This is a genomic window from Francisella sp. 19S2-4 (genome assembly GCF_036281795.1).
Lineage (GTDB): Bacteria > Pseudomonadota > Gammaproteobacteria > Francisellales > Francisellaceae > Francisella.
In genome coordinates, this window is sequence record NZ_JAWUZH010000002.1 from 45,462 (window position 1) to 66,352 (window position 20,891).

Below are 20,891 nucleotides of genomic sequence, written 5' to 3' on the forward strand. Positions count from 1 at the left end.
ATGCAGGATATTTTAAGTTAAAATTTAGCAAATATCTAGATTATTACTATGTTTAAAACTTATTTAATTTTCTGCCATCCATGTTTCGAGAATTACACAAGCAGCTAAAGCATCTACTTTTATATGGCTTACTTTTTTACTTTTAACTTCTTCTAAACGCCACCTTGCTTCACGAGTTGAATAAGCTTCATTTATGAGATGTACGTTTCTTTGATATCTTTGTTTTATTTCTTTAGCAAAATCTTTTGCAGCTTTTGTAATATCAGTCTCAAAATCTTGTGTATCTAAAGGTAGACCAACTATAATATCTGAAGGATTCCAGCGTTTAATAATTTTATCTAACTCAATCCAATTGGATACCCCATCATAGGCTTCAACTGTACCAATAGGTGTAGCAGTTTTTGTAATCATTTGACCACTAGCTATGCCAATTCTAGCCTTACCAAAGTCTATAGCAATTAGAGATTGAAACATTAACCATTACCTATATTTTTAAATAAAGAATCTAGGTTTTGTAAGCTATACCCAGCATGCTCTAAATGATTCTGCCATTTTGTCTTATTTTCGTAGTTAAATAAAATTTTCTTACTTAATTTATCTGTGACAATCCAGTCATTAGCTTTTATCTCATCTGAAAGTTGATCTGCTGTCCAACAACTATAACCAACAATAGGTAAAAAATATTCTGGCAATATATTATTAGCAAGATCTTCTAAAATATCTATAGAAGCTGTAATTGCCAAACCTTCATCAAGTTTTATAGTTGAATTATAGTTTCGACCATTTGTAGTATGAAGTATTAGTATTTTGTGAGGACTTATCGGACCACCCATATAAAGAGGGTGGCTTAATATCTCTTCAAAAGTATTCGTATGTGGTATTTCAAGTTCTTCAAATACATCTTCTAGCTTATCGCTCAAAGGTTTATTTATAATTAACCCCATTGCTCCATGACGATCATTTTGGCATAAATAAATAACTGATTTAGTAAATATAGCATCATCTTTAATAAGAGGTGTTGCTAATAAAATTTCACTTTTATGGTTTTGGAACATATTATATTTCTTAATAACAATGTTAATTTTTTATAAAATGGAACGAATAAACGCTGCAGTGGCGATAATTTTAGATGAATATAAGACCAAAGTCTACATAAGTCAAAGACAAAAATTTCAAACTTATAGTGATTACTGGGAATTTCCTGGTGGTAAAGTAGAAAATAATGAAAGTTTTAAAGATTGTATTAAAAGAGAAGTTAATGAAGAAGTTGGTGTTATAGTTAAATCTATTAAACCTTATCTAAAGAAAAAACATTTAAATAAAAATAACATCGAAGTTTATTTAGAATTTTTTATCATAGATGAATATGAAGGTGTTCCATATCCAAAAGAAAATCAACAATTAAAACTTGTAAATATTTCTGAACTTGATAATTATAATTTCTTACCAGCAAGTATAGAAATAATTGAGAAGCTAAAAAGAGAGTATATCTAACCAAGATAATAGATATGATGAATATAGGCAAAATATATCAGTTTCAAAACTAATCTAAGTATTCAATCAATAATTTAACATAATATATATTATGCGAACAATAATACTAAAATAACTCAATTTCAACCTTATAACCAGGTAACTTTTTTTTAAGAAAGTCCTTAAGTAGTTCTAATCTTTGATGACTTGGTTTAAAATGTCCACTTGAATTATTGACTATGACTGTAGAATCATTAATGCATTTTAACTCACCAGCCATCAAAACTTTAATTTCATCACTAATACCATTTTTAATAAAATTATCTGAATTATATTCATCATTATATGCAATAAGAGAATGATAATTTAATTCTCTTCTCGTAAGTGTATTTTCATAATCTAAAATTGGCGGACTACGTTTAGTAATTCTCATTTTATATTCATTATTTTCATTTAAAATAATCACATAAATATAAATTTGATTATATTCTAAAAAAATATCTTTAATCTCATCCTGTAATACAAAACTATTAATTCTATGTCTTGATTTCATTATTCCCTTATAAAAATTTTCTGTTTCCCTTACTGTTTTATCATTGTACTGAGAATCAACGTTAAGTCCTCCAAGCTGTCTTAATTTATATAGATTATCAACATTTTCTACAATAGAAATACAACGTAAAATCGTATTATAATATGTTGAATTTTCTCTATTTTTATTTTTTAAATTTACTGCATATTTTGAACTTAAATATACATTTTGTTGAGTTGTAGTATAATAATAGTTTTGCCAAATATTTCGTTGATTACCTTCAAATAATTTTTTTTCATTAATAAGAATCTCTTCAATATTTGATATGCTTGGACAATTGTCAATATAATATAAAGTATTTTTAGCTCTATCATTATGATGATGATTCGAAAAAAAATTTCTTAATGAACTACTATTAATATAACTATTTAGTTGAGATATTATGTCGTTTTTTACTGTAGTAAAGTATCTAAAATCATCGTCCTCAAAGAATTTATTTTTATTTGATATTTTCATATTAGATTATTAACTATTTAATAATGATAATAGCTAATAATTACTTCTCAAATATTTATAAAATGTAACTATATGTAAAAAACTATAAACGCTTTTGTATCTGTTTTGATGAACTACTTATATTTGACCAAATAGTTATAAATATAAATATATTAATTAACCCTGCTAAAATATTAATTACCGGTATTAATCCCAATATTACAAAACCTATATACCAATAAACAAGTGAAGCTTTAAATTTTAATTTCTCACTATATTTTAAAGTATATAATTTTATTTGTTCATCTAACTTAACTGCTGTTACAACAAAAGCTATCGATGACCATATAGGTATTAATTGTGTCCATAACCATGCAGGATGAATTTTTTGGTTATTATTCGCTTTGGCAAGATTTTTTACTAATTTTTGTTGCGATAATATAAATAATCCAGAAACAATAATTGAAACTATAGTAAGAACAACTAAAGAAATTTGTATTAAAATAGTAAATTCTTGAATATTCTGCATTAAAAACTGATTATTGTTTATAGTATCTATCATCAAATATTTAGGAAAACAAATAAATATCAAAAAAGTTTATATTAGATTTATTCAACAGTAAATGTATTTGTAAATTTACCATCAGAGCTATCACTAATGAAATATTCAAACTCCCCGGGTTCATAGACATATTTTAAATCATTGTTATAAAACTTAAGATCATTAACATCTAACTCAAATGTTACTGTTTTAGTTTGTCCTTTTTTCAAAAATATCTTTTTAAAAGCTTTTAACTCTTTTACTGGAGGTGTAATTGAACGTACTTTTTGATGGATATATAGCTGTAATACATCGGCACCATCATATTTGCCAGTATTTGTAATATTAACTTTGATAATTAATTTATCAACCTTTTTGATGATCTGTTTATTCTGAACTGGTTTAGAAATATCAAAAGTTGTATAACTTAGGCCATAACCAAATGGATATAGTGGTGAGTTACAAACATCCATATAATTAGAGTGATATTTCTCAAATTTACAACTATCTTTATTTGTTAAAGGTCTGCCTGTATTTTTATGACTATAATAAATAGGAATTTGTCCAACATCTCTAGGGAAAGAAGCTGTTAGCTTACCTGAAGGATTAACTTTACCAAATAATACATCTGCTATTGATAATCCAGCCTCACTACCAGGGAACCATACATCAAGTATCGCAGGTACGGTTTTACTTTCTTCTGTTAAAACAAGTGGTCTACCATTAAATAGTACCAATACTACAGGTTTACCAGTTTTTAGCAATGCGTTAAGTAAATCTCTTTGAGCTTTAGGTATATCAATATGTGACCTACTTGTGCTTTCACCACTCATTTCAGCAGATTCACCTAATGCTGCAATAATTACATCAGATTTTTTAGCAACTTCTAATGCGTGTTTTAATAATTGTTCTGAAGTCTCATTATTTCTACCTAAAGATTTACCAAACATTGTAGCAGCTTTCTCAAAACTCTTACTGTAAGATAAGTTACTACCTTTAGCATATAAAACCTTGCCTTGCTGCCCTACTTCATCTTTTAAGCCTTGTAGTAAAGATATAGATTTATCTTGATCAGCTGTGATACTCCATGTGCCATCCATATTATTAGCAGCATTTGCTAATGGTCCAATTACAGCTATTGTCTGAGAGTTTTTCAAAGGTAACAAATTATTTTGGTTTTTTAATAGAACCATAGACTCAGAGCCAACTTTTCTCGCAAAATCTCTATTTTTTTCAGAGAAAATTACTTCTTTTGCATCTGCTGCATTAATATTTTTATATGGATTTTTAAATAACCCTAGCTCAAACTTAGCTATTAATATCCTCTTAACGGCTTTGTTTATTTCAGCCATTGAGATCTTACCTTCTTTAAGAGATTTCTTTAAAGTTGTAAGATAACCATTACCTACCATATCCATATCAACACCAGCATTTAATGCATCCGCTGATACTTGTTGTAGATTCTTACCAACTCCATGATTTATCATCTCTGGAATACCTGCATAATCAGAAACGACAAAACCTTTAAAGCCCCATTGATCACGTAGTAAGTCCGTCATTAACCATTTATTTTCAGTAGCTGGAATACCATTAATATCATTAAAAGCCGCCATAACACTACCAGCTCCAGCATCTACAGCTGCTTTATATGGAGGTAGGTATTGGTTATACATTTTAACTTTGCTCATATCTACTGTATTATAATCACGGCCTGCCTCAACAGCCCCATATAACGCAAAGTGTTTCACACATGCAAGTAGACTTGTATTATCTGCTAAATCATTCATCTCATAGCCTCGTACCATAGCTTTAGCTATTTGACTACCTAAATATGTGTCTTCACCACTACTTTCAGCAATTCGTCCCCAGCGTGGATCTCTAGATATATCTACCATTGGTGAAAATGTCCAGTTTATTCCCTGGCTACTTGCTTCTATAGCTGCAATCCGAGCAGTTTCTTGAATCATATCTAAATCCCAGCTAGTAGATAATCCTAAAGGAATTGGAAAAGTTGTTTTATAGCCATGAATAATATCCATACCTATTAAAAGAGGAATATGAAGACGAGTATCTTTGACAGCTATTTCTTGAGCTCTTTTTATATCTTCTGGAGATTTTAAGTTAAATATCCCTCCTACTTTTCCTTGTTTTATAAGCTTATAGAAATCTTCTTTTTTACTAACACCTGTAGTTGCTTGACCAGCATCTACAAGATTTAACTGACCGAGTTTTTCTTCTAAAGTCATCTGTGATAAAAGTTTATCTGCTTGAGTCTCATACTTTTCTTCATTAGCGCTATATATATTAGATTGATTATTTTGAGACTTATTACTAAAAAAATTAGTTATTGAGCAAGATGAACAAATACTTGCTATTATTGCCAAGGATAAAACTTTTTTCATAAATATCCAAATATTTACTAGTTTAGTAATTATTAATAATAACAAAAAAACTATTTCTATAATCAAAAAATCTTTCTTTAAAAAGAAATATTATAGATAATCAAATAAAAACATAGATCATTAAAAGGTATGAGTGATAATCAAAATAAGCTAAGAAGGGATATCTTAGCCCGTCATATAGTTATGATATCTTTAGGAGGAACTATTTCAGCTAGCTTCTTCTTAGGTATTGGAAGCATTCTTAATTCAGTTGGAGCTTTTGGTACAGTATTAGGATTTTTCCTAGGCGGTTTAATAATGATGCTAGTGATGATTAGTCTAGCTGAAATGTCAATTGAAATGCCTATAAGTGGATCATTTCAAACTTATGCTACTAAATTTATATCACCATACTCAGGATTTTTAACAGGCTGGTTATATCTGCTTAATTGGTTAACTGCAGCTGCAGGTGGCTTGGTTGCAGCTGGTATTATCTGTCATAATTTCTATCCTGGAATTACTGTTTGGCAATTTTGTTTAGCAATAATAGTTATTGTCAGCTTATTAAATCTATGTACAGTAAAAGTTTTTGCTGAAATTGAATTTTGGTTATCTGCGATAAAAATTATAACTATACTAGTCTTCATAGTTATAGGTATTGGAATTATAAGTGGTTTCTTACATTCAAATAAACCAATATCTGGATTAGTCAATTTTTATGCAGATGGCCTATTCCCTAATGGATTTAAAGCTTTTCTATTTGGGTTAGTGATAATAGTATGTACATTCCAAGGTGCTGAATTAGTAGGTATAGCAGCTGGTGAAACAAAAGATCCAGAGAAGAATATTCGTAAAGCTATAAAAAGTGTCGCTATACGTATTCTTCTCTTTTTTGTATTTTCATCATTTATAATTGCTTATATTATTCCATATAAAGATTCTGGTGTTGAAAATACTCCATTTATAACTGTCCTACAGTTAGTAAATATAAAATATGTCGATACTATAATGCAATTAGTAATCTTAACAGCAAGTTTATCAGCAGTTAATTCATGTTTTTACACATGTGCAAGATTGATGTGGTCAATGGCTCAAGAAAATCAAGCTCCCAAGATCTTTGCTAAAATAAGTAAGAAACAAGTGCCTATATATGGAGTTCTGTTTGTCGCAATTCTATCTTGCTTCTGCTTAATCACTAAATTTATAGGTGCTACAAAAGTATTTATTTTAATAGTATCATCATCAGGTATGGTTGGATGTATGATATGGATCATAATTAGTCTCTGCCATATATACTTTAGAAAGTCTCTCTCAAAAGAACAAGTAAAGAACTTAAAATTTAAGGCTTGGGCATTTCCTATAATCCCATATTTAAGTATATTATTTAATTCATGTGTGATCTTAGGTATGTTCTGGGACCCTGATCAAAGAATGGTTGTTTACTCTGGTATTGTATTGATAGTTATATTTTCTATTTTTATAAACTGTATTCTAAAAATATAACTACTTTAAAAGTATAAATTTAAAATCAAACCTCTCTAGTAAGTATTATATAAACTCTTGGAGAATCTAAGGTTACTTTGCCATTTTCTGACTTACTAGTAAGATAATTGCTTATTTCTTCTAAAAATAACTTTTTAAACTCCTCTGATGGCTTTGTTGAATATGCTTGATCTGATAAGCAAGGTATTGCTGGACCTGATTTAAAAATATTCATAGCTTTTTCAATATCAACAGTATTATAGTCGATATGATAATTAAATATTTTCACGCTAAAATACTTTTGTTCAGACAATATTTTTAAAAACTCTTTCTCACTAATTAGATTAGCAGGTAATTTAAAACTCTTCATCTGCTTTTCTGTTAATTTACAGGTCTTAACATACTCAATGGCTTCTGTAAATAAACTACATAATCTTGTTTGAGCTTGTATAGCAATGATACCATCCTGATCCAAAATATTATTACATTTGTCAAAAAACACTTGTTTATCTTTTAAATAATAAAATACCGAATTACAAAATATAAATTCATATTTTTCATCTGAACTAAAGTCCTCAAGTGTTGAACATATAAACTTACAATTACTACCATATTTATTTTGTGACAACTTAATCATCTCTTGAGATGGATCCATTCCAAAATACTTACCACCTTTTTTAAGTTTTTTAACGAGAGCTTCAACATTAACTCCAGAAGCACAACCTATATCTAATATACTACTATATTTATTATCACCCACTAAAGCTAAGAGTCTCTTAGATGCGGTATGTTGTGTAATAGAAATATTTTTATAATCTTTGGCGACACTGTTAAAGTTCATTAATGCTCCTTTTTTATAAATTAATTTTTTTATTACTTAATTATCCTGCTTAAGAAATCTCCTACTTGTACAAGCTTTCTTTCTTTTGGAGAACACTTTGAGACAAAGAGTATGTTATCTGAAACATAATAAATAGCATCTTGAGAATATTTTTCACCAAGTTTGCAAGCTTCATATAGGGTGTTACAATTAAACATGAAACCATTTTCTTTGTGATCTGTAGTTTCATCAAAGCCATTAATTTTATAAACCCAATCATATTTATGTTTTAATTCTTCTTCTAAAATTTTATTTCTAACATTATTCTGATAGTCACTAAGAAGCTGATTCTTTGGATTATATGCTGTTATAATAGCAAACTGATTAGGATATTGTTCTGGTTTTATAGGTATTTCGAACTTTGTCTGAAAATACCATTTTAGCAAACCATTTTGATCTAAAATATCACTCATAAGCCTTAAGTTTTTGCTCTAATTGAGTTCCAGTATAAACACCACTTAAAGTTTCAACTTGCTTACCATTTTTAAAAATAATCATTGTAGGAATACTTCTAATACCAAACTTTGCAGCCAAATTTTGATTATCATCAACGTTTACTTTAACAATCATAGCAGCTTTATAATCTTTTGATAACTGATCAAGAATTGGGCCTAATGTCTTACAAGGACCACACCAATCAGCATAAAAATCTACTAACACAGTTTTATCTGTATTATTTATAAGCTTTTCAAAACTAGCTTCATCTGTTTTTATAACGTTACTTAAAGCCATATTACTTCTCCATAAATGTTACATTTGCTCTAATATTTATATCTTGAGAAACTGCTACAGGATTATTATTTGCACTAGAATCCATTTCATTAGTAGCTGCCTTCATATACATCACCGTACTTCTTGGTCTATAACTACTTGTAGTATCATCATACTTAATTGATTGAATAGTATAAGTATTATTTGTTTCTTTATTAAAATCTTTTAGATATTCTTGTGTATTTTTGAAGATTTTAATCATAAGTTTTTGTTTAGCCGCTTCAATATCTTTTGCTGGTGGATTGTAATCAAGAACTTGAACCACTAGCTTCTTACCAGAAGTTTTTTGGTTTTCTAATGCTTTCTGTAAAGTATTTAAATCTTTCTGAGAGATTCTAGCTTGTAACTGTAATGTAATGTTCAAAGCGCCACTATTACTAGTATTTTGCTCAACATTTTTAACTTTCCAGTCAGCTTTAACAATATTGTTAACTTCATCAGATATCTGTTGTTGAATACTATTTTGATCTTGAAGAGTTGTTGTAGCATATCCTGTAACTTGCACAAGTATACTATCGCTTTTAACTGTTGTTTCAGCCTGTGTCGTATATTGAATAGTATTATGCGTATCTTGAGTCTTATCACATGCTAAAGCAACTGAACTTGTTGCCAAAAAACTAACTAACGTAATTGGAATAATTTTTCTCATAAATAAGATTCCTTATTATTCATTGTTCTACTACTTTCAGTTTAGCAGATTACAAAATATAATTAATTAGAAAAGCAGTAAAAAGATTAAAAGATTTTTTATATTATAGAGTCTAAGATATCATCTAAACATTCGACAATCTCTTCTTTGACTTCATTTTCAAAAGGAAAATCATCAGCTGTTAATTGCGATTTAACAAAACTTTCTAGAAGTAAATGCTGAGCAGTATTTAATTCAAGACCTCTAGACTGTAGATAAAATAAAGCATCTTTATCTAATTGCCCTATTGTCGCGCCATGAGTACAAACAACATCATCAGAAAAAATTTCCAACTCTGGTTTTGTGTTTATTTCAGCTTTATTACTTAATTGGATATTCTTGTTATTTTGATATGCTTGGATTTGCTCAATTCCTTCATTTACAACTGCTTTAGCATTAAACCAAGCTTTAGCATTATCATTAGCAACTCCACGGAAATTTACGTTACTATAAGTATGAGAAGCATTATGATTAACTAAGAAACATGTATTTGCAATAGCATTATCACCAACTAAATATAATCCTCTCATATCAAATCTAGAATGTTCTTTATTCAAATTAACAATAAAATCATTTCTTAATAAAGCATCTTTATTTAACAAATTAAAACCATTAAATTCAGCAGCTCTTCCAAGATTTACTAAATAATTAGCTGTAGTAAATAGCTTAGTATTATTTGAGTTATCAGCATTATTTGTAAAGTTGATTTTAGCAGATTCAGCAACTTTGATATCCAAAAATAAGTTTATTGCAGATTCTTCTGTTAAATTTACAAAATCAACATCTAAATCTAAGCTTGCAAACATATCAACATCTAACTTTAATGATATATTTGTAAGTTTATTTTTAGCCATTTCAGTATTTATAAAAATAAGACTAAGAGTATCTTTTGTATCTTTAGGTATCTTTATGCTAAAATGCTTTGAATTCTCGATAGTTAATCTTGACATATTTCTATCATCTTTATGGAACTCTAAGGCACTTATATGATTAAGTTTTTTATTATAATCAATAGCTAATGATCCATCTAAAATAATAACTACATTCTCTTGAGTATCAAACTTAAATCCTTCAAGATAGTCTTTAGTATTTGGAGCTTCTTTTAAAATTTCTGTTATATTGTTTTTAGCATATATTGAAGCAATATTTGTATACTTCCAACTTTCTTGCTTAGTAGTAGGTAGAGATTTATTATCTATTAACATTTTTTAACCTTTAGCTGTTTAACCAAGAATATCCTTTCTCTTCTAATTCAAGTGCAAGCTCTTTACCACCTGTTTTAACGATTTGGCCATCAGCTAAAACATGAACAAAGTCAGGCTCAATATGATCTAAAAGTCTTTGATAATGAGTAATAACCAAAAAGCTTCTATCTTCTGATCTCATAGTATTAGCACCTTGTGAAACAACTTGTAAAGCATCAATGTCAAGACCAGAATCAGTCTCATCCAAAATTGCAAGCTTAGGTTCTAACATCATTAGTTGAAGCATCTCATTACGTTTTTTCTCACCGCCAGAGAAACCTTCATTAACACCACGTGACATATATTTTTGATCAATTTTTAAAACCTGCATATTTTGCTTAAGCTTTTTCATAAACTCAATAGCATTTATTTCTTCTTCGCCATTTTGCTTTCTAATACTATTTACAGCTGTTTTCAGAAATTGAACATTACTAACACCTGGTATCTCTATAGGATACTGTAAGCTTAGAAATATCCCAGCAGCAGCTCTTTCAGAAATGCTTAGATCATCAAGATCTTTACCATCAAACTTAATAGAACCTTGAGTGATTTCATAACCATCTTTACCAGCTAAAACATTACTCAATGTACTTTTACCAGCACCATTAGGTCCCATGATTGCATGAACTTCACCTTTTTTCATTGTAAGGTTTAGTCCTTTTAATATTTGCTTTTTGTTATCTCCAACACTCACATGTAGATCTTTTATTTCTAATAACATTTTTTAGTTGAACCTCTTTAAATTAAAGTTTCTTTTTCATACCAATATGAGATGAGACAAAACCTAATTTTTCGTAAAAATTTATAGCTTTATCTCTTAATTTATCCGTTGTTAATTGTATTAGTACACAATTTTTATTAACTGCTATTTTTTCTATATATTTAAATAATAAACTACCTATACCTTTGCCACTATAGTCTTTGTGAACTCTAACCCCTTCAACCTGAAGCCTAGGCTGTCCTGAATACGTCAAACCAGGTATATAAGTTATTTGAGCACAGCTAATAACTAAATCATCACTTAAACCAATTATTATTTGGTTGTTTTCATCATTAGATATATCTTGAAATGCCTTTTCATAACTTGCAAAATCAAGATCTTGCCTGTTTTTTCCTAGAAAATCATCTCTCAGCAAAGCAACTATTGCCTTTAAATGTTTTTTCTCAGCATTACAAAACTTAATACTCATATCTATCCAACAGCACCTTCTAAGCTTACTTCCATAAGCTTTTGTGCTTCAACAGCAAACTCAAGAGGTAGTTTCTTGAATACTTCTTTACAGAATCCATTCACAATCATTGCAATAGCATCTTCTTCTGATAAGCCTCTTTGCTTACAGTAAAATAACTGATCATCAGATATCTTTGAAGTTGTAGCCTCATGCTCAATTTGTGATGAGTTACTTTTATTTTCTATATATGGATACGTATGGGCACCACATTTATTACCAATTAGTAATGAGTCACATTGTGAAAAATTACGTGCGTTAGAAGCACTAGGAGATATTCTAACCAGTCCTCTATATGCTTGAGAGGCTCTACCTGCAGAGATACCTTTAGAGATAATAGTACTTTTTGTATTTTTTCCAAGATGAATCATTTTTGTACCAGTGTCTGCTTGTTGAGCATGTCTTGTAAGTGCTACTGAATAAAATTCACCTATCGAATTATCCCCACGTAAAACTACTGAAGGATATTTCCAAGTAATAGCTGAACCTGTCTCAACTTGCGTCCAAGAGATCTTAGCATTACTATGACACATACCTCTTTTTGTTACAAAGTTATAAATCCCACCTTTACCATCTTTATCACCTGGATACCAGTTTTGCACTGTAGAATATTTAATCTCAGCTCCATCTAAAGCAACTAACTCAACTACGGCAGCATGGAGTTGATTCTCATCACGCATAGGAGCTGTGCAACCCTCTAGGTAACTAACATAGCTACCTTCATCTGCTATGATAAGTGTTCTTTCGAACTGGCCTGTGTTCATAGCATTTATTCTAAAATATGTAGATAATTCCATTGGGCAAGTCACTCCTTTTGGAATATATACAAAAGATCCATCACTAAATACTGCAGAGTTAAGTGCTGCAAAGAAATTATCGCCTTGAGGAACTACTGATCCAAGATATTTTTTTACAAGCTCTGGGTGTTTCTGTACTGCCTCAGAGATTGGACAAAAAATAACTCCGGCTTCGGCTAGCTTCTCTTTAAAAGTTGTGACAACTGAAACTGAATCAAAAACAGCATCAACAGCAATATTTTTAACACCTGCTAGCATCTCTTGCTCATGCAAAGGTATACCTAACTTGTTATATGTATCAATAATTTCTGGATCAACCTCATCTAAGCTTTTAGGATGATCTTTCATCGATTTTGGTGTTGAATAATAACTAATAGCTTGAAAATCAATCGGTGGATACTTTAAGTCTGCCCAACTAGGAGACTTCATATCCAACCATCTTTTATAAGCTTTCAAACGCCATTCTAATAAAAATTCAGGTTCATTTTTTCTTGCAGATATTAATCTAATAACATCTTCATTAAGACCTGCTTCAATAGTTTCTTCTTCAATATTTGTAACAAAACCATGCTCATAGTCTTGTTCTATAATTTTATCTAAATTTTCACTCATCTTTACTTAGCTCTTGTCTTTATTGTTGACAATATCATAAATTGATGTCCCAGAAAGTATTTCTAATAACTGATTATTTAAAACTTTCCAGTAACCGCTAACTGTACAACTTTTTAAACTGCATTTTTTATGAATATCACAGCACTCTGTAAGATTAACATCTTTTTCAATAGCTTCAACTATATTTAAAACCGAGATATCTCGAGAATCTCTTACTAATGTATACCCCCCTTCAACGCCGCGCTTTGAAACTACAATATCAGCTATTGAAAGTTGATTAAGTAGTTTTCTTACTGTAGGAATATTTAAACCTGTAACTTCAGCAACTTTTGCAGCGCTATAAGGAGTGGAATTATTCTTTGCTATAGTCACTACAACTAATAACCCATAGTCGAGTAATTTACTTATTCGAAGCATAATTAAATTATATTATACCAATTTAGTATAAATTTGTAACTATGATAGTATTAAAAAGACTCAAAGTAAATAAAAAATTGATTATTTTGATGCCTTAGATTAGTATGTTTAAACTAACATAACTATAAGTTTGGTATTGTAACACGTATTTATGAGAATTGCTATTTTAGGTGCTGGACAACTAGGAATTTACTTAACTCAAAGACTAAGTTTAGATCATCAAGTATCAATCATTGATTTAGATGAAGAAAAATTAGGTTTTATATCTTCTGCTTTTGATGTACAAACTATCGTTGGCGATGTTACAAAGCCAAATATTATGATGGAAGCTAATTTCAAAGATACCGATATGATTATAGCTGTAACATCTGATGATACTATAAATATCGCAGTATGTGATATGGCATATAAGCTTTATAAAACTCCATACAAAATAGCGCGTATCAGAGATACTGAATATAATAGATTCCCTAAACTACTAAATAATATTGACTTAGTTATAAAATCATTTTTTGAAGCAACAAAAAGATTAGAACAACTAATATTTTTACCAGGAGCTTTTTTTATCTCTAGTTTTTTTGATAAAAGAGTACAAGTTATTGGTGTCGAGGTTTCTGATGATTCACCATTAGTTGGTTTTTCTATTAAAGATATACATCTAGGACTTGGTGATATTAAAGTAGATATTATTTCAGTTTATAGAGGTAATGAAAAATTAGATATTGATGATACAGAAATGCTTGTAAAGCCTGGTGACAGAGTTATGTATTTATCAGAAAAAGCATATTCATCACAGATCTTATCAATCTTTCAGCCTAAAAAAGCAAACGTTAGAAAGATATTTATTGCTGGAATCAATCATGCCAGTATCACACTTGCAAAGTCTTTAGAGAACAAAGGATATATTATAAAAATGATAGATCCTAGCGCTAAAAAATGTGAATTTGCTTTAGATGAACTTTCAAAATCAACTATCCTACACTATAACCCTGTAAACAATAACCTTCTAATAGCTGAAGGTATTGATGAAGCAGATATGTTTTTTGCCCTAACAAACTCAGATGAGATTAATATAATGTCATCAATTCTTGCAAAAAAATTAGGTGCTAAGAAAACTATTGCTACAGTAAATAGTGCTGAATATTATGATATTACTCGTGACTTAAAACTTATAGATATATCTATTTCACCTCACAACTTCTCTTATACAACAATTAAAGCATTCTTAACACAGGTAGATATGCTAAGAATGTATGAAGTCGAAGACAGTGAAGAAATGTTTATTGAAATAAGAGTACATGGTCAAGAAAATATGTCTACGGTAATAGGTAAGAATATTTCTGATCTAAAACTCCCAAAAGGCCTTAGAATACTTGCTTTAATGAGAAATGATAGCACCCCTTTATTCTTCGCAGATAACTTATTAATTGACGATGGTGATAGGCTTATAATTAAAGTAGATAATAGAAATGCTCTAGAGATTCTAGAAAAACTTTTTCAAGTAATGCCATTATATATAGCTTAAGTAATTGCTAATTTCTAAAGGCTTAAGTATTATGTTTTAATATGTATTATTTCATAGTATAAGCAATGTCAGCAAACGTCTCATCAAAAGAAAAAATAGGTTTAATCTTACTAATATTATTAATGACAGGAGCTATTGATAATATTAGAAACTTGCCATCAACAGCTACGTCAGGAACTTACATATTCTTTTTCTTTGCTGTTGCTGTATTTTTGTTTTTAGCCCCTGTTGCTTTAGTTTCTGCTGAGATGACTGCAACATATACAGCAAAAGGTGAAGAAGGTGTATATGGCTGGGTAAAAAAAGCCTTTGGTCCAAATGTTGCTATGCTTGCAGTATGGTTTCAATGGATAAATACCTTAATATGGTTCCCGAGTATTTTAACATTCCTTGCCGGAACTATTGCCTATCTATTTAATCCAGATTTTGCTCAAAATATAAAATTTACCGTAATTTTTATAACAGTAGTTTTCTGGTCTCTTACGATACTAAACCTTAAAGGCCTAAGAGTTTCTGCCATTTTTGCTAGTATATGTACTCTTCTAGGTATGGTTATACCAATGCTACTAATGGTAATATTTGCGCTAATATGGTTATTTAATAGTTATAGTCTTAATATCCACTTTCATCTAGATAATTTGATACCTGATTTCACAACGACAGATTCTTGGATGGGCTTAACAGCTATCATAGCATCGTTCTTAGGTCTTGAATTAGCTACTGTTCATATTAGAAAAGTCATAAATCCTAAAAGAACTTTTCCTCTTGCTTTATTAATTGCTGTTATATTTATAATTTTTACTATGGTTTTAGGAGCATTAGCAGTAGCTATTATATTCCCTAAAGATCAAATAGATGTTGTTCATGGTACTATCAAAACATTTAAAGTTTATCTTGATAGTTTAGGAATTCCTGTATTTTTCTATTATTTCTTAGGTATGATGGTTGTCGTTGGCTCTATAGGGTCTATGATTAACTGGATGATATCTCCAGCTAGAGGTTTATTACAAGCTGCAGATGATCATTTCTTACCAAACTTTTTAGATAAGACAAACAAACACGATGTTCCAAGTGGAATATTAATTTTACAAGCTATTATTATGACGATAATATGTGCTCTTTTAGAGTTAGTTCCATCTGTTCAGGCATATTACTGGTTACTAACAGCGCTTAGTACACAGATATATTCTTTAATGTATTTAATGATGTTTTTCGCAGCTTTAAAGCTTAAACTTACAAATAAAGATGTTACTAGAGACTCTGATGACTTTCATATTCCTTTTGGAAAAATTGGAATGACAGTTACATGTATATTAGGAATATTAGGTACAGTTATATGTGTTTTTATAGGATTTATACCTCCTGATAATATGTATGATAATCCTATGGAATTTGTACAAACACTATCTGTATGTTTTATATTTTCTATTATTCCTGTAGTTTTATTTATGATATACAGAAAAATCAAATTAAAATAAAATGTTAGAATCGCTAAGTCTTCTAATTGTTTTAACGGTTGGATACTATTTATTTAATTTTGAACCAACTAAAAAAGTTATACGATTTATAAATCTATCTTTAAATTTCATTGTTATTTCTATAATTTTCTTATTAGGATATAACTTTAGTATATTTACTCATACAAATAGTATTGTACTCAAAGTTATAGGTGTCAGTTTTGGTTATAGTTTAGTAATTTTAATTGTAAATATTTTAGGATTATTTATATACTGCTATTTTAATAATCATCTAAAGACTAATCTGATATCAATCCCTAAAAAAGATAATAATGACAATAATAGCTTATTAAATATATTTAAAGCTAGTAAATATCTAATTTATCTAGTTATAGGTTATATAATTGGCGAAATTATAAATATAGATATAACTAAGTTTATTGATAATATAGTTTTTATAATGTTAATGGCTTTGATGCTAATTATTGGTATTTTATTAAAACTTGAAAAAATACCTTTGATAGATATTTTTAAAAATAAAATAGCTTTAATAATTGTCTGTATTGTTATTTTGACATCTTTAGCTGCTGCTATAATTATTAGCTTATTGATAGGTATACCTATTAAAGAGAGCATCATGATCTGTTCTGGTTTAGGATGGTACTCACTATCTGTAGTATTAAATACCAACTTCCTAGGTGAATATTATGGCATGGTAACTTTTATGATAGATTTCTTACATGAAATATTTGTTATAGCACTAATTCCTCTACTTAGAAAAGTATTATCTATAGAGTTAGTAGGTTATGCTGCAAACACGGCTATGGATTTTTGCTTACCTGTTATTAAGGATAATTATGGTACAAAAGTAGTACCTCTAGCAATATCAGTAGGATTAATATTTACTATCTTAACACCAGTTTTATTAATTTTAGAGAATGTAATACTTTAGAATACTTTAGAAAAAATTTGGATTTATTTACTACGGAACTTAATACGACCTTTTGTAAGATCATATGGGGTGATTTCAACAACAACTTTATCACCTGTTAAAATACGGATATAGTTTTTTCTCATCTTACCTGATATGTGAGCAGTCACTACGTGACCATTTTCAAGTTCAACTCTAAACATTGTGTTTGGAAGAGCTTCTAATACAACGCCTTCCATTTCGATACAATCTTCTTTTGCCATATTGGCCTCTTCTCCAGTTTGTTAAATTTTTAGTTAGTATTTTATTAGACAAAACAACAAGCATACATTTTAAAAGAATTTAGGCAAAAATACAAATATTTTAAAAAAGTTATAAATAAAGGTTATACTAAACTAAAAAGTTTTATTAAAAAAAGAATGGATCAACAAGTATTTTTTGAGTTAGCTATTTTTATCATTGCTATAGTAGGTGGAAGTATTGGATCTATTATCGGCTTAGGTGGTGCTTTAATTATAACCCCCCTACTTTCTACAGTTTTAGGTGTTTCCATTCATCATGCTATAGGAGCATCTTTAGTTGCTATAATTTGTACATCTACTTCTACATCTGTAGTTTCTTTAAAATCTCATGGTTTTACTAAAGAAAAATTAGGATTATTTTTAGCATTAGCAACAGCAATAGGCTCTATTTTTGGTGCTAAATTAGCTATCATGCTTCAATCTAAATCATTATTTATAATCTTTGGTGGAATTTTGATAGTTGTTGCTATCTTAAGTTTCTTTAAGAAAGAACTACCATTACCTGAAGAGAATTTCAAAACATCTAAGATAGCTGATAAATTACAACTTAATGATAGTGTTAATGTAAATGGTATAGATGAGAAATATAATCTCCAGAGACCTATTTTAGGGTTTTTAGGTATGTCGGGAGCTGGATTTATTGGTGGTTTGCTAGGTATTGGTGCAGGAGCTTTTAAGGTCATAGCTATGGATAACATTATGAGAGTGCCTTTTAAAGTCAGTGCATCTACGAGTAATTTTATAATGGGAATTACAGCTTTTGCAGCTACTTCAACTTATTATTTTGCTGGCTATATCGATAGTTTAATAACATTACCAGTAGCATTAGGTACATTATTGGGTTCTATGATTGGTTCAAAGCTAATGCCATATATTCCAACAAACATTCTTAAGATAACATTCTTTGTTGTAATTATTTTAGCTGCCCTACAAATGTTAGCTAAAGGTATATTCTAATTTTATTCAAAACAGCCTCTACTTTATCTCTAAAAATGTTAGAATCTCTAATTAATAAATAATTTATACATCTAAGTTTTATAATGATTAAAGTAACAAGTTTTAATGCTAATGGTATTCGTGCGGCTACACGTAAAGGTTTCTGGGAATGGTTTGAATCGCAAGATGTAGACTTCTTATGTATCCAAGAAACAAAAGCACAGTTTCATCAGCTTGAGGGAGATGATCAATATTTTCCTGAAGGTTATCACTATGATTTCAAAGATGCTGTTAAAAAAGGATATAGTGGTACTGCTATTTATGCCAAGAAGAAACCTATAAAGGTTATAAAAGAGCTAGGCTTAGACTGGGCAGACGAGGAAGGTCGCTATATCCAGTTTGACTATGAAAACTTTAGTATTGCTAGCTTATATCTGCCAAGTGGCTCTAGTGGTGATGTACGTCAAGAATACAAAATGCAGTTTCTTGAGAAATACAAAGAAATCCTAAAAGAGCAAGTTAAGTCTGGTAGAGATTTTATAGTTTGTGGTGATTTTAATATCGTACATAAAAAGATTGATATCAAAAACTGGAAATCTAACTATGGTAAGACATCTGGGGTATTACCAGAAGAACAAGCTTGGTTAGATCATATATTTGATGATTTAGGTTGGGTTGATACTTTTAGAGTTATCAACCATGAGCCTCTGCAATATACTTGGTGGTCAAATCGTGGTCAAGCTAGAGCAAAGAATGTTGGCTGGAGAATTGATTATCATATTTCAACACCTGCGCTAAAAGATAAAGTTGTACCTAAGTCTGACTATGTTTACAAAGAAAACTGGTTCTCAGATCATGCACCACTAACTATTAGTTATGATTATGAGGTTTAATTCCTACTAGAGGATAATATAAGTATGGATATGGCAGCTATTTTTTCACCAATGATCTCCACAGCTTTAAGTTATTGGTATTTATGGTTTATAGTAATAATTTTTCTTTTTATCAAAACACCTTTCTTTAAAGGATGGATTGGGGAGAAAATATTAGCTTTATCTATTAAAAATATTGTTAAAGACAAAAAAGGAATATTATTAAATAATTTACTGCTTCCTTGTGATAAAGATACTACTCAAATAGATCATGTACTGCTTCTTCCATCAGGAATATTTATTATAGAAACTAAGAATATGAAAGGATGGATATTTGGTGATGCTAAGAGTAAAACTTGGACCCAGCAAATATATAAACACAAATCTAAATTTCAAAACCCTCTTCATCAAAATCATAAACATGTTAAGGCTATTGAATCTTTATTAGAGTTAAATGATACACAAGTTCATAATATTGTTGTTTTTGTAGGGAGTGCTACTTTTAAAACTCAGATCCCTCAAGGTGTATACGGTATATTTAAACTAAGAAAATTTCTAAATGGACAAACTGGGAATATTTTTTCTCACAGTGAACTACAAGAGTATTGTAATATTCTTAAGAATCAAAAGCAAAAAAGTACTATAAGAAATAACTATAATCATGTTAAGAATCTTAAGGAAAAATACAACTCAGATACTATTTGTCCAAAGTGTTCTAATGAGCTAGTTGAAAGAGTTATTAAAAAAGGAGAAAGAAAAGGACAAATATTTCTAGGTTGTAGTAACTTTCCAAAATGTCGATACACTAAAAATTAAATATGCCAAACGCTTATATATTCTCAGGTTTACCAGGAGTAGGCAAAACAACTTTAGCTAAGCAACTAGCAAAAGCTATACCTAATACAGTCTACTTTAGGATTGATACAATTGAATATTATCTCAACAAAGCATATTCTCAAAAGCCAACTAAAGAAGGTTATGAAATAGCATTCTATCAAGCAAAAGAAAATCTTAAGCTTGGTAAAAATATAATTATAGACTGCTGTAATCCTGTCACAGAGTCTCGAAAATTATGGAATAAGCTATCTGAAATAAATTCCACTAAAGTAATAAATATCGAAGTTATCTGTAGTGATAAACAGATTCATCAAAATAGAGTAGAAACTAGATATAAATCAGACCCTAACAAATACCCTACTTGGCAAAATGTACTAGATAGAGATTATCAAGTATGGAATCAAGACATAATCAAAATTGATACAGCAAACTTTAATATAGAATACTCACTAAAAACCCTCATAGATCAACTAAAGGAGTATTAATATA

The 20,891-nt window shown here is 29.4% G+C and carries 23 protein-coding genes and 1 pseudogene; 9 read left to right on the forward strand and 15 right to left on the reverse strand.

Going from position 1 to position 20,891, the window contains the following annotated elements; all coding sequences use genetic code 11:
- Positions 1 to 63: 63 nt before the first annotated feature.
- Positions 64 to 474 (reverse strand): Holliday junction resolvase RuvX, encoded by a 411-nt coding sequence (gene ruvX / locus R8535_RS00685; RefSeq protein WP_329495612.1) that lies wholly within the window; start codon positions 472 to 474, stop codon positions 64 to 66.
- Positions 474 to 1,055 (reverse strand): YqgE/AlgH family protein, encoded by a 582-nt coding sequence (locus R8535_RS00690; protein ID WP_329495610.1) that lies wholly within the window; start codon positions 1,053 to 1,055, stop codon positions 474 to 476. The genes ruvX and R8535_RS00690 overlap by 1 nt, the downstream gene beginning before the upstream one ends.
- A 37-nt stretch (positions 1,056 to 1,092) precedes the next feature.
- Here R8535_RS00690 and R8535_RS00695 point away from each other — a divergent pair, with 37 nt between their 5' ends.
- Entirely contained in the window at positions 1,093 to 1,494 is a 402-nt protein-coding gene (locus R8535_RS00695) for a (deoxy)nucleoside triphosphate pyrophosphohydrolase (RefSeq protein ID WP_329495608.1), read from the forward strand.
- Between the two features lie 106 nt (positions 1,495 to 1,600).
- On the opposite strand, the gene R8535_RS00700 is transcribed toward R8535_RS00695, so the two are convergent.
- The 3 genes from R8535_RS00700 to bglX form a co-directional block, all read right to left on the reverse strand.
- A complete protein-coding gene (locus tag R8535_RS00700; RefSeq protein ID WP_329495606.1) occupies positions 1,601 to 2,521 on the reverse strand; it encodes a hypothetical protein in 921 nt (306 codons plus the stop codon).
- Between the two features lie 82 nt (positions 2,522 to 2,603).
- Positions 2,604 to 3,029 (reverse strand): hypothetical protein, encoded by a 426-nt coding sequence (locus R8535_RS00705; protein WP_329495604.1) that lies wholly within the window; start codon positions 3,027 to 3,029, stop codon positions 2,604 to 2,606.
- Positions 3,030 to 3,109: 80 nt separating this feature from the next.
- Complete coding sequence (bglX, locus tag R8535_RS00710; protein ID WP_329495602.1) at positions 3,110 to 5,443, reverse strand: beta-glucosidase BglX; 2,334 nt, start codon at positions 5,441 to 5,443, stop codon at positions 3,110 to 3,112.
- A 129-nt stretch (positions 5,444 to 5,572) separates the two neighbouring features.
- Here bglX and R8535_RS00715 point away from each other — a divergent pair.
- Positions 5,573 to 6,942, forward strand: a pseudogene (locus tag R8535_RS00715) (amino acid permease).
- Between the two features lie 8 nt (positions 6,943 to 6,950).
- On the opposite strand, the gene R8535_RS00720 reads toward R8535_RS00715, so the two are convergent.
- From R8535_RS00720 to R8535_RS00760, 9 genes are all read right to left on the reverse strand, one after another.
- Positions 6,951 to 7,745, reverse strand: coding sequence for a class I SAM-dependent methyltransferase (locus R8535_RS00720; RefSeq protein ID WP_329495598.1), 795 nt, complete (start codon positions 7,743 to 7,745; stop codon positions 6,951 to 6,953).
- A gap of 32 nt (positions 7,746 to 7,777) precedes the next feature.
- A complete protein-coding gene (locus R8535_RS00725) occupies positions 7,778 to 8,197 on the reverse strand; it encodes a DUF3293 domain-containing protein (protein ID WP_329495596.1) in 420 nt (139 codons plus the stop codon).
- Positions 8,190 to 8,516, reverse strand: a complete 327-nt coding sequence (gene trxA / locus R8535_RS00730; RefSeq protein ID WP_329495594.1) for a thioredoxin — start codon at positions 8,514 to 8,516, stop codon at positions 8,190 to 8,192. The genes R8535_RS00725 and trxA overlap by 8 nt, the downstream gene beginning before the upstream one ends.
- A 1-nt stretch (position 8,517) precedes the next feature.
- Positions 8,518 to 9,204 (reverse strand): hypothetical protein, encoded by a 687-nt coding sequence (locus R8535_RS00735; protein ID WP_329495592.1) that lies wholly within the window; start codon positions 9,202 to 9,204, stop codon positions 8,518 to 8,520.
- Between the two features lie 98 nt (positions 9,205 to 9,302).
- Positions 9,303 to 10,448: a Fe-S cluster assembly protein SufD gene (gene sufD / locus R8535_RS00740; protein ID WP_329495591.1), complete on the reverse strand. Its 1,146-nt coding sequence runs from the start codon at positions 10,446 to 10,448 to the stop codon at positions 9,303 to 9,305.
- 10 nt (positions 10,449 to 10,458) lie between these two features.
- Positions 10,459 to 11,208 carry a Fe-S cluster assembly ATPase SufC gene (sufC, locus tag R8535_RS00745; protein ID WP_329495589.1) on the reverse strand — a complete coding sequence of 250 codons (750 nt, stop codon included), beginning with the start codon at positions 11,206 to 11,208 and terminating at the stop codon, positions 10,459 to 10,461.
- 22 nt (positions 11,209 to 11,230) lie between these two features.
- Positions 11,231 to 11,677 (reverse strand): GNAT family N-acetyltransferase, encoded by a 447-nt coding sequence (locus tag R8535_RS00750; RefSeq protein WP_329495587.1) that lies wholly within the window; start codon positions 11,675 to 11,677, stop codon positions 11,231 to 11,233.
- Between the two features lie 2 nt (positions 11,678 to 11,679).
- Positions 11,680 to 13,125 carry a Fe-S cluster assembly protein SufB gene (gene sufB, locus R8535_RS00755; protein ID WP_329495585.1) on the reverse strand — a complete coding sequence of 482 codons (1,446 nt, stop codon included), beginning with the start codon at positions 13,123 to 13,125 and terminating at the stop codon, positions 11,680 to 11,682.
- A gap of 6 nt (positions 13,126 to 13,131) precedes the next feature.
- Entirely contained in the window at positions 13,132 to 13,542 is a 411-nt protein-coding gene (locus tag R8535_RS00760) for an SUF system Fe-S cluster assembly regulator (protein WP_329495584.1), read from the reverse strand.
- Between the two features lie 151 nt (positions 13,543 to 13,693).
- Between R8535_RS00760 and trkA the strand changes: the two genes are divergently transcribed.
- The 3 genes from trkA (at position 13,694) to R8535_RS00775 (ending at position 17,476) form a co-directional block, all read left to right on the forward strand.
- On the forward strand, positions 13,694 to 15,067 hold the full coding sequence (trkA, locus tag R8535_RS00765) for a Trk system potassium transporter TrkA (protein WP_329495582.1): 1,374 nt from the start codon (positions 13,694 to 13,696) through the stop codon (positions 15,065 to 15,067).
- 65 nt (positions 15,068 to 15,132) lie between these two features.
- Positions 15,133 to 16,545 (forward strand): APC family permease, encoded by a 1,413-nt coding sequence (locus R8535_RS00770; RefSeq protein ID WP_329495581.1) that lies wholly within the window; start codon positions 15,133 to 15,135, stop codon positions 16,543 to 16,545.
- Between the two features lies 1 nt (position 16,546).
- Positions 16,547 to 17,476: a lysine exporter LysO family protein gene (locus R8535_RS00775; RefSeq protein ID WP_329495578.1), complete on the forward strand. Its 930-nt coding sequence runs from the start codon at positions 16,547 to 16,549 to the stop codon at positions 17,474 to 17,476.
- Between the two features lie 23 nt (positions 17,477 to 17,499).
- Here the strand turns inward: R8535_RS00775 and infA are convergent, their stop codons facing one another.
- On the reverse strand, positions 17,500 to 17,718 hold the full coding sequence (infA, locus tag R8535_RS00780; protein ID WP_004287780.1) for a translation initiation factor IF-1: 219 nt from the start codon (positions 17,716 to 17,718) through the stop codon (positions 17,500 to 17,502).
- A 156-nt stretch (positions 17,719 to 17,874) separates the two neighbouring features.
- Here infA and R8535_RS00785 point away from each other — a divergent pair, with 156 nt between their 5' ends.
- From R8535_RS00785 to R8535_RS00800, 4 genes are all read left to right on the forward strand, one after another.
- Positions 17,875 to 18,714 carry a sulfite exporter TauE/SafE family protein gene (locus R8535_RS00785; protein WP_329495559.1) on the forward strand — a complete coding sequence of 280 codons (840 nt, stop codon included), beginning with the start codon at positions 17,875 to 17,877 and terminating at the stop codon, positions 18,712 to 18,714.
- Between the two features lie 83 nt (positions 18,715 to 18,797).
- Positions 18,798 to 19,586 carry an exodeoxyribonuclease III gene (locus R8535_RS00790; RefSeq protein WP_329495557.1) on the forward strand — a complete coding sequence of 263 codons (789 nt, stop codon included), beginning with the start codon at positions 18,798 to 18,800 and terminating at the stop codon, positions 19,584 to 19,586.
- Between the two features lie 24 nt (positions 19,587 to 19,610).
- Positions 19,611 to 20,381 (forward strand): nuclease-related domain-containing protein, encoded by a 771-nt coding sequence (locus R8535_RS00795; protein WP_329495555.1) that lies wholly within the window; start codon positions 19,611 to 19,613, stop codon positions 20,379 to 20,381.
- Positions 20,382 to 20,383: 2 nt separating this feature from the next.
- Complete coding sequence (locus tag R8535_RS00800; RefSeq protein WP_329495553.1) at positions 20,384 to 20,887, forward strand: AAA family ATPase; 504 nt, start codon at positions 20,384 to 20,386, stop codon at positions 20,885 to 20,887.
- The last annotated feature ends 4 nt before the right edge of the window (positions 20,888 to 20,891 follow it).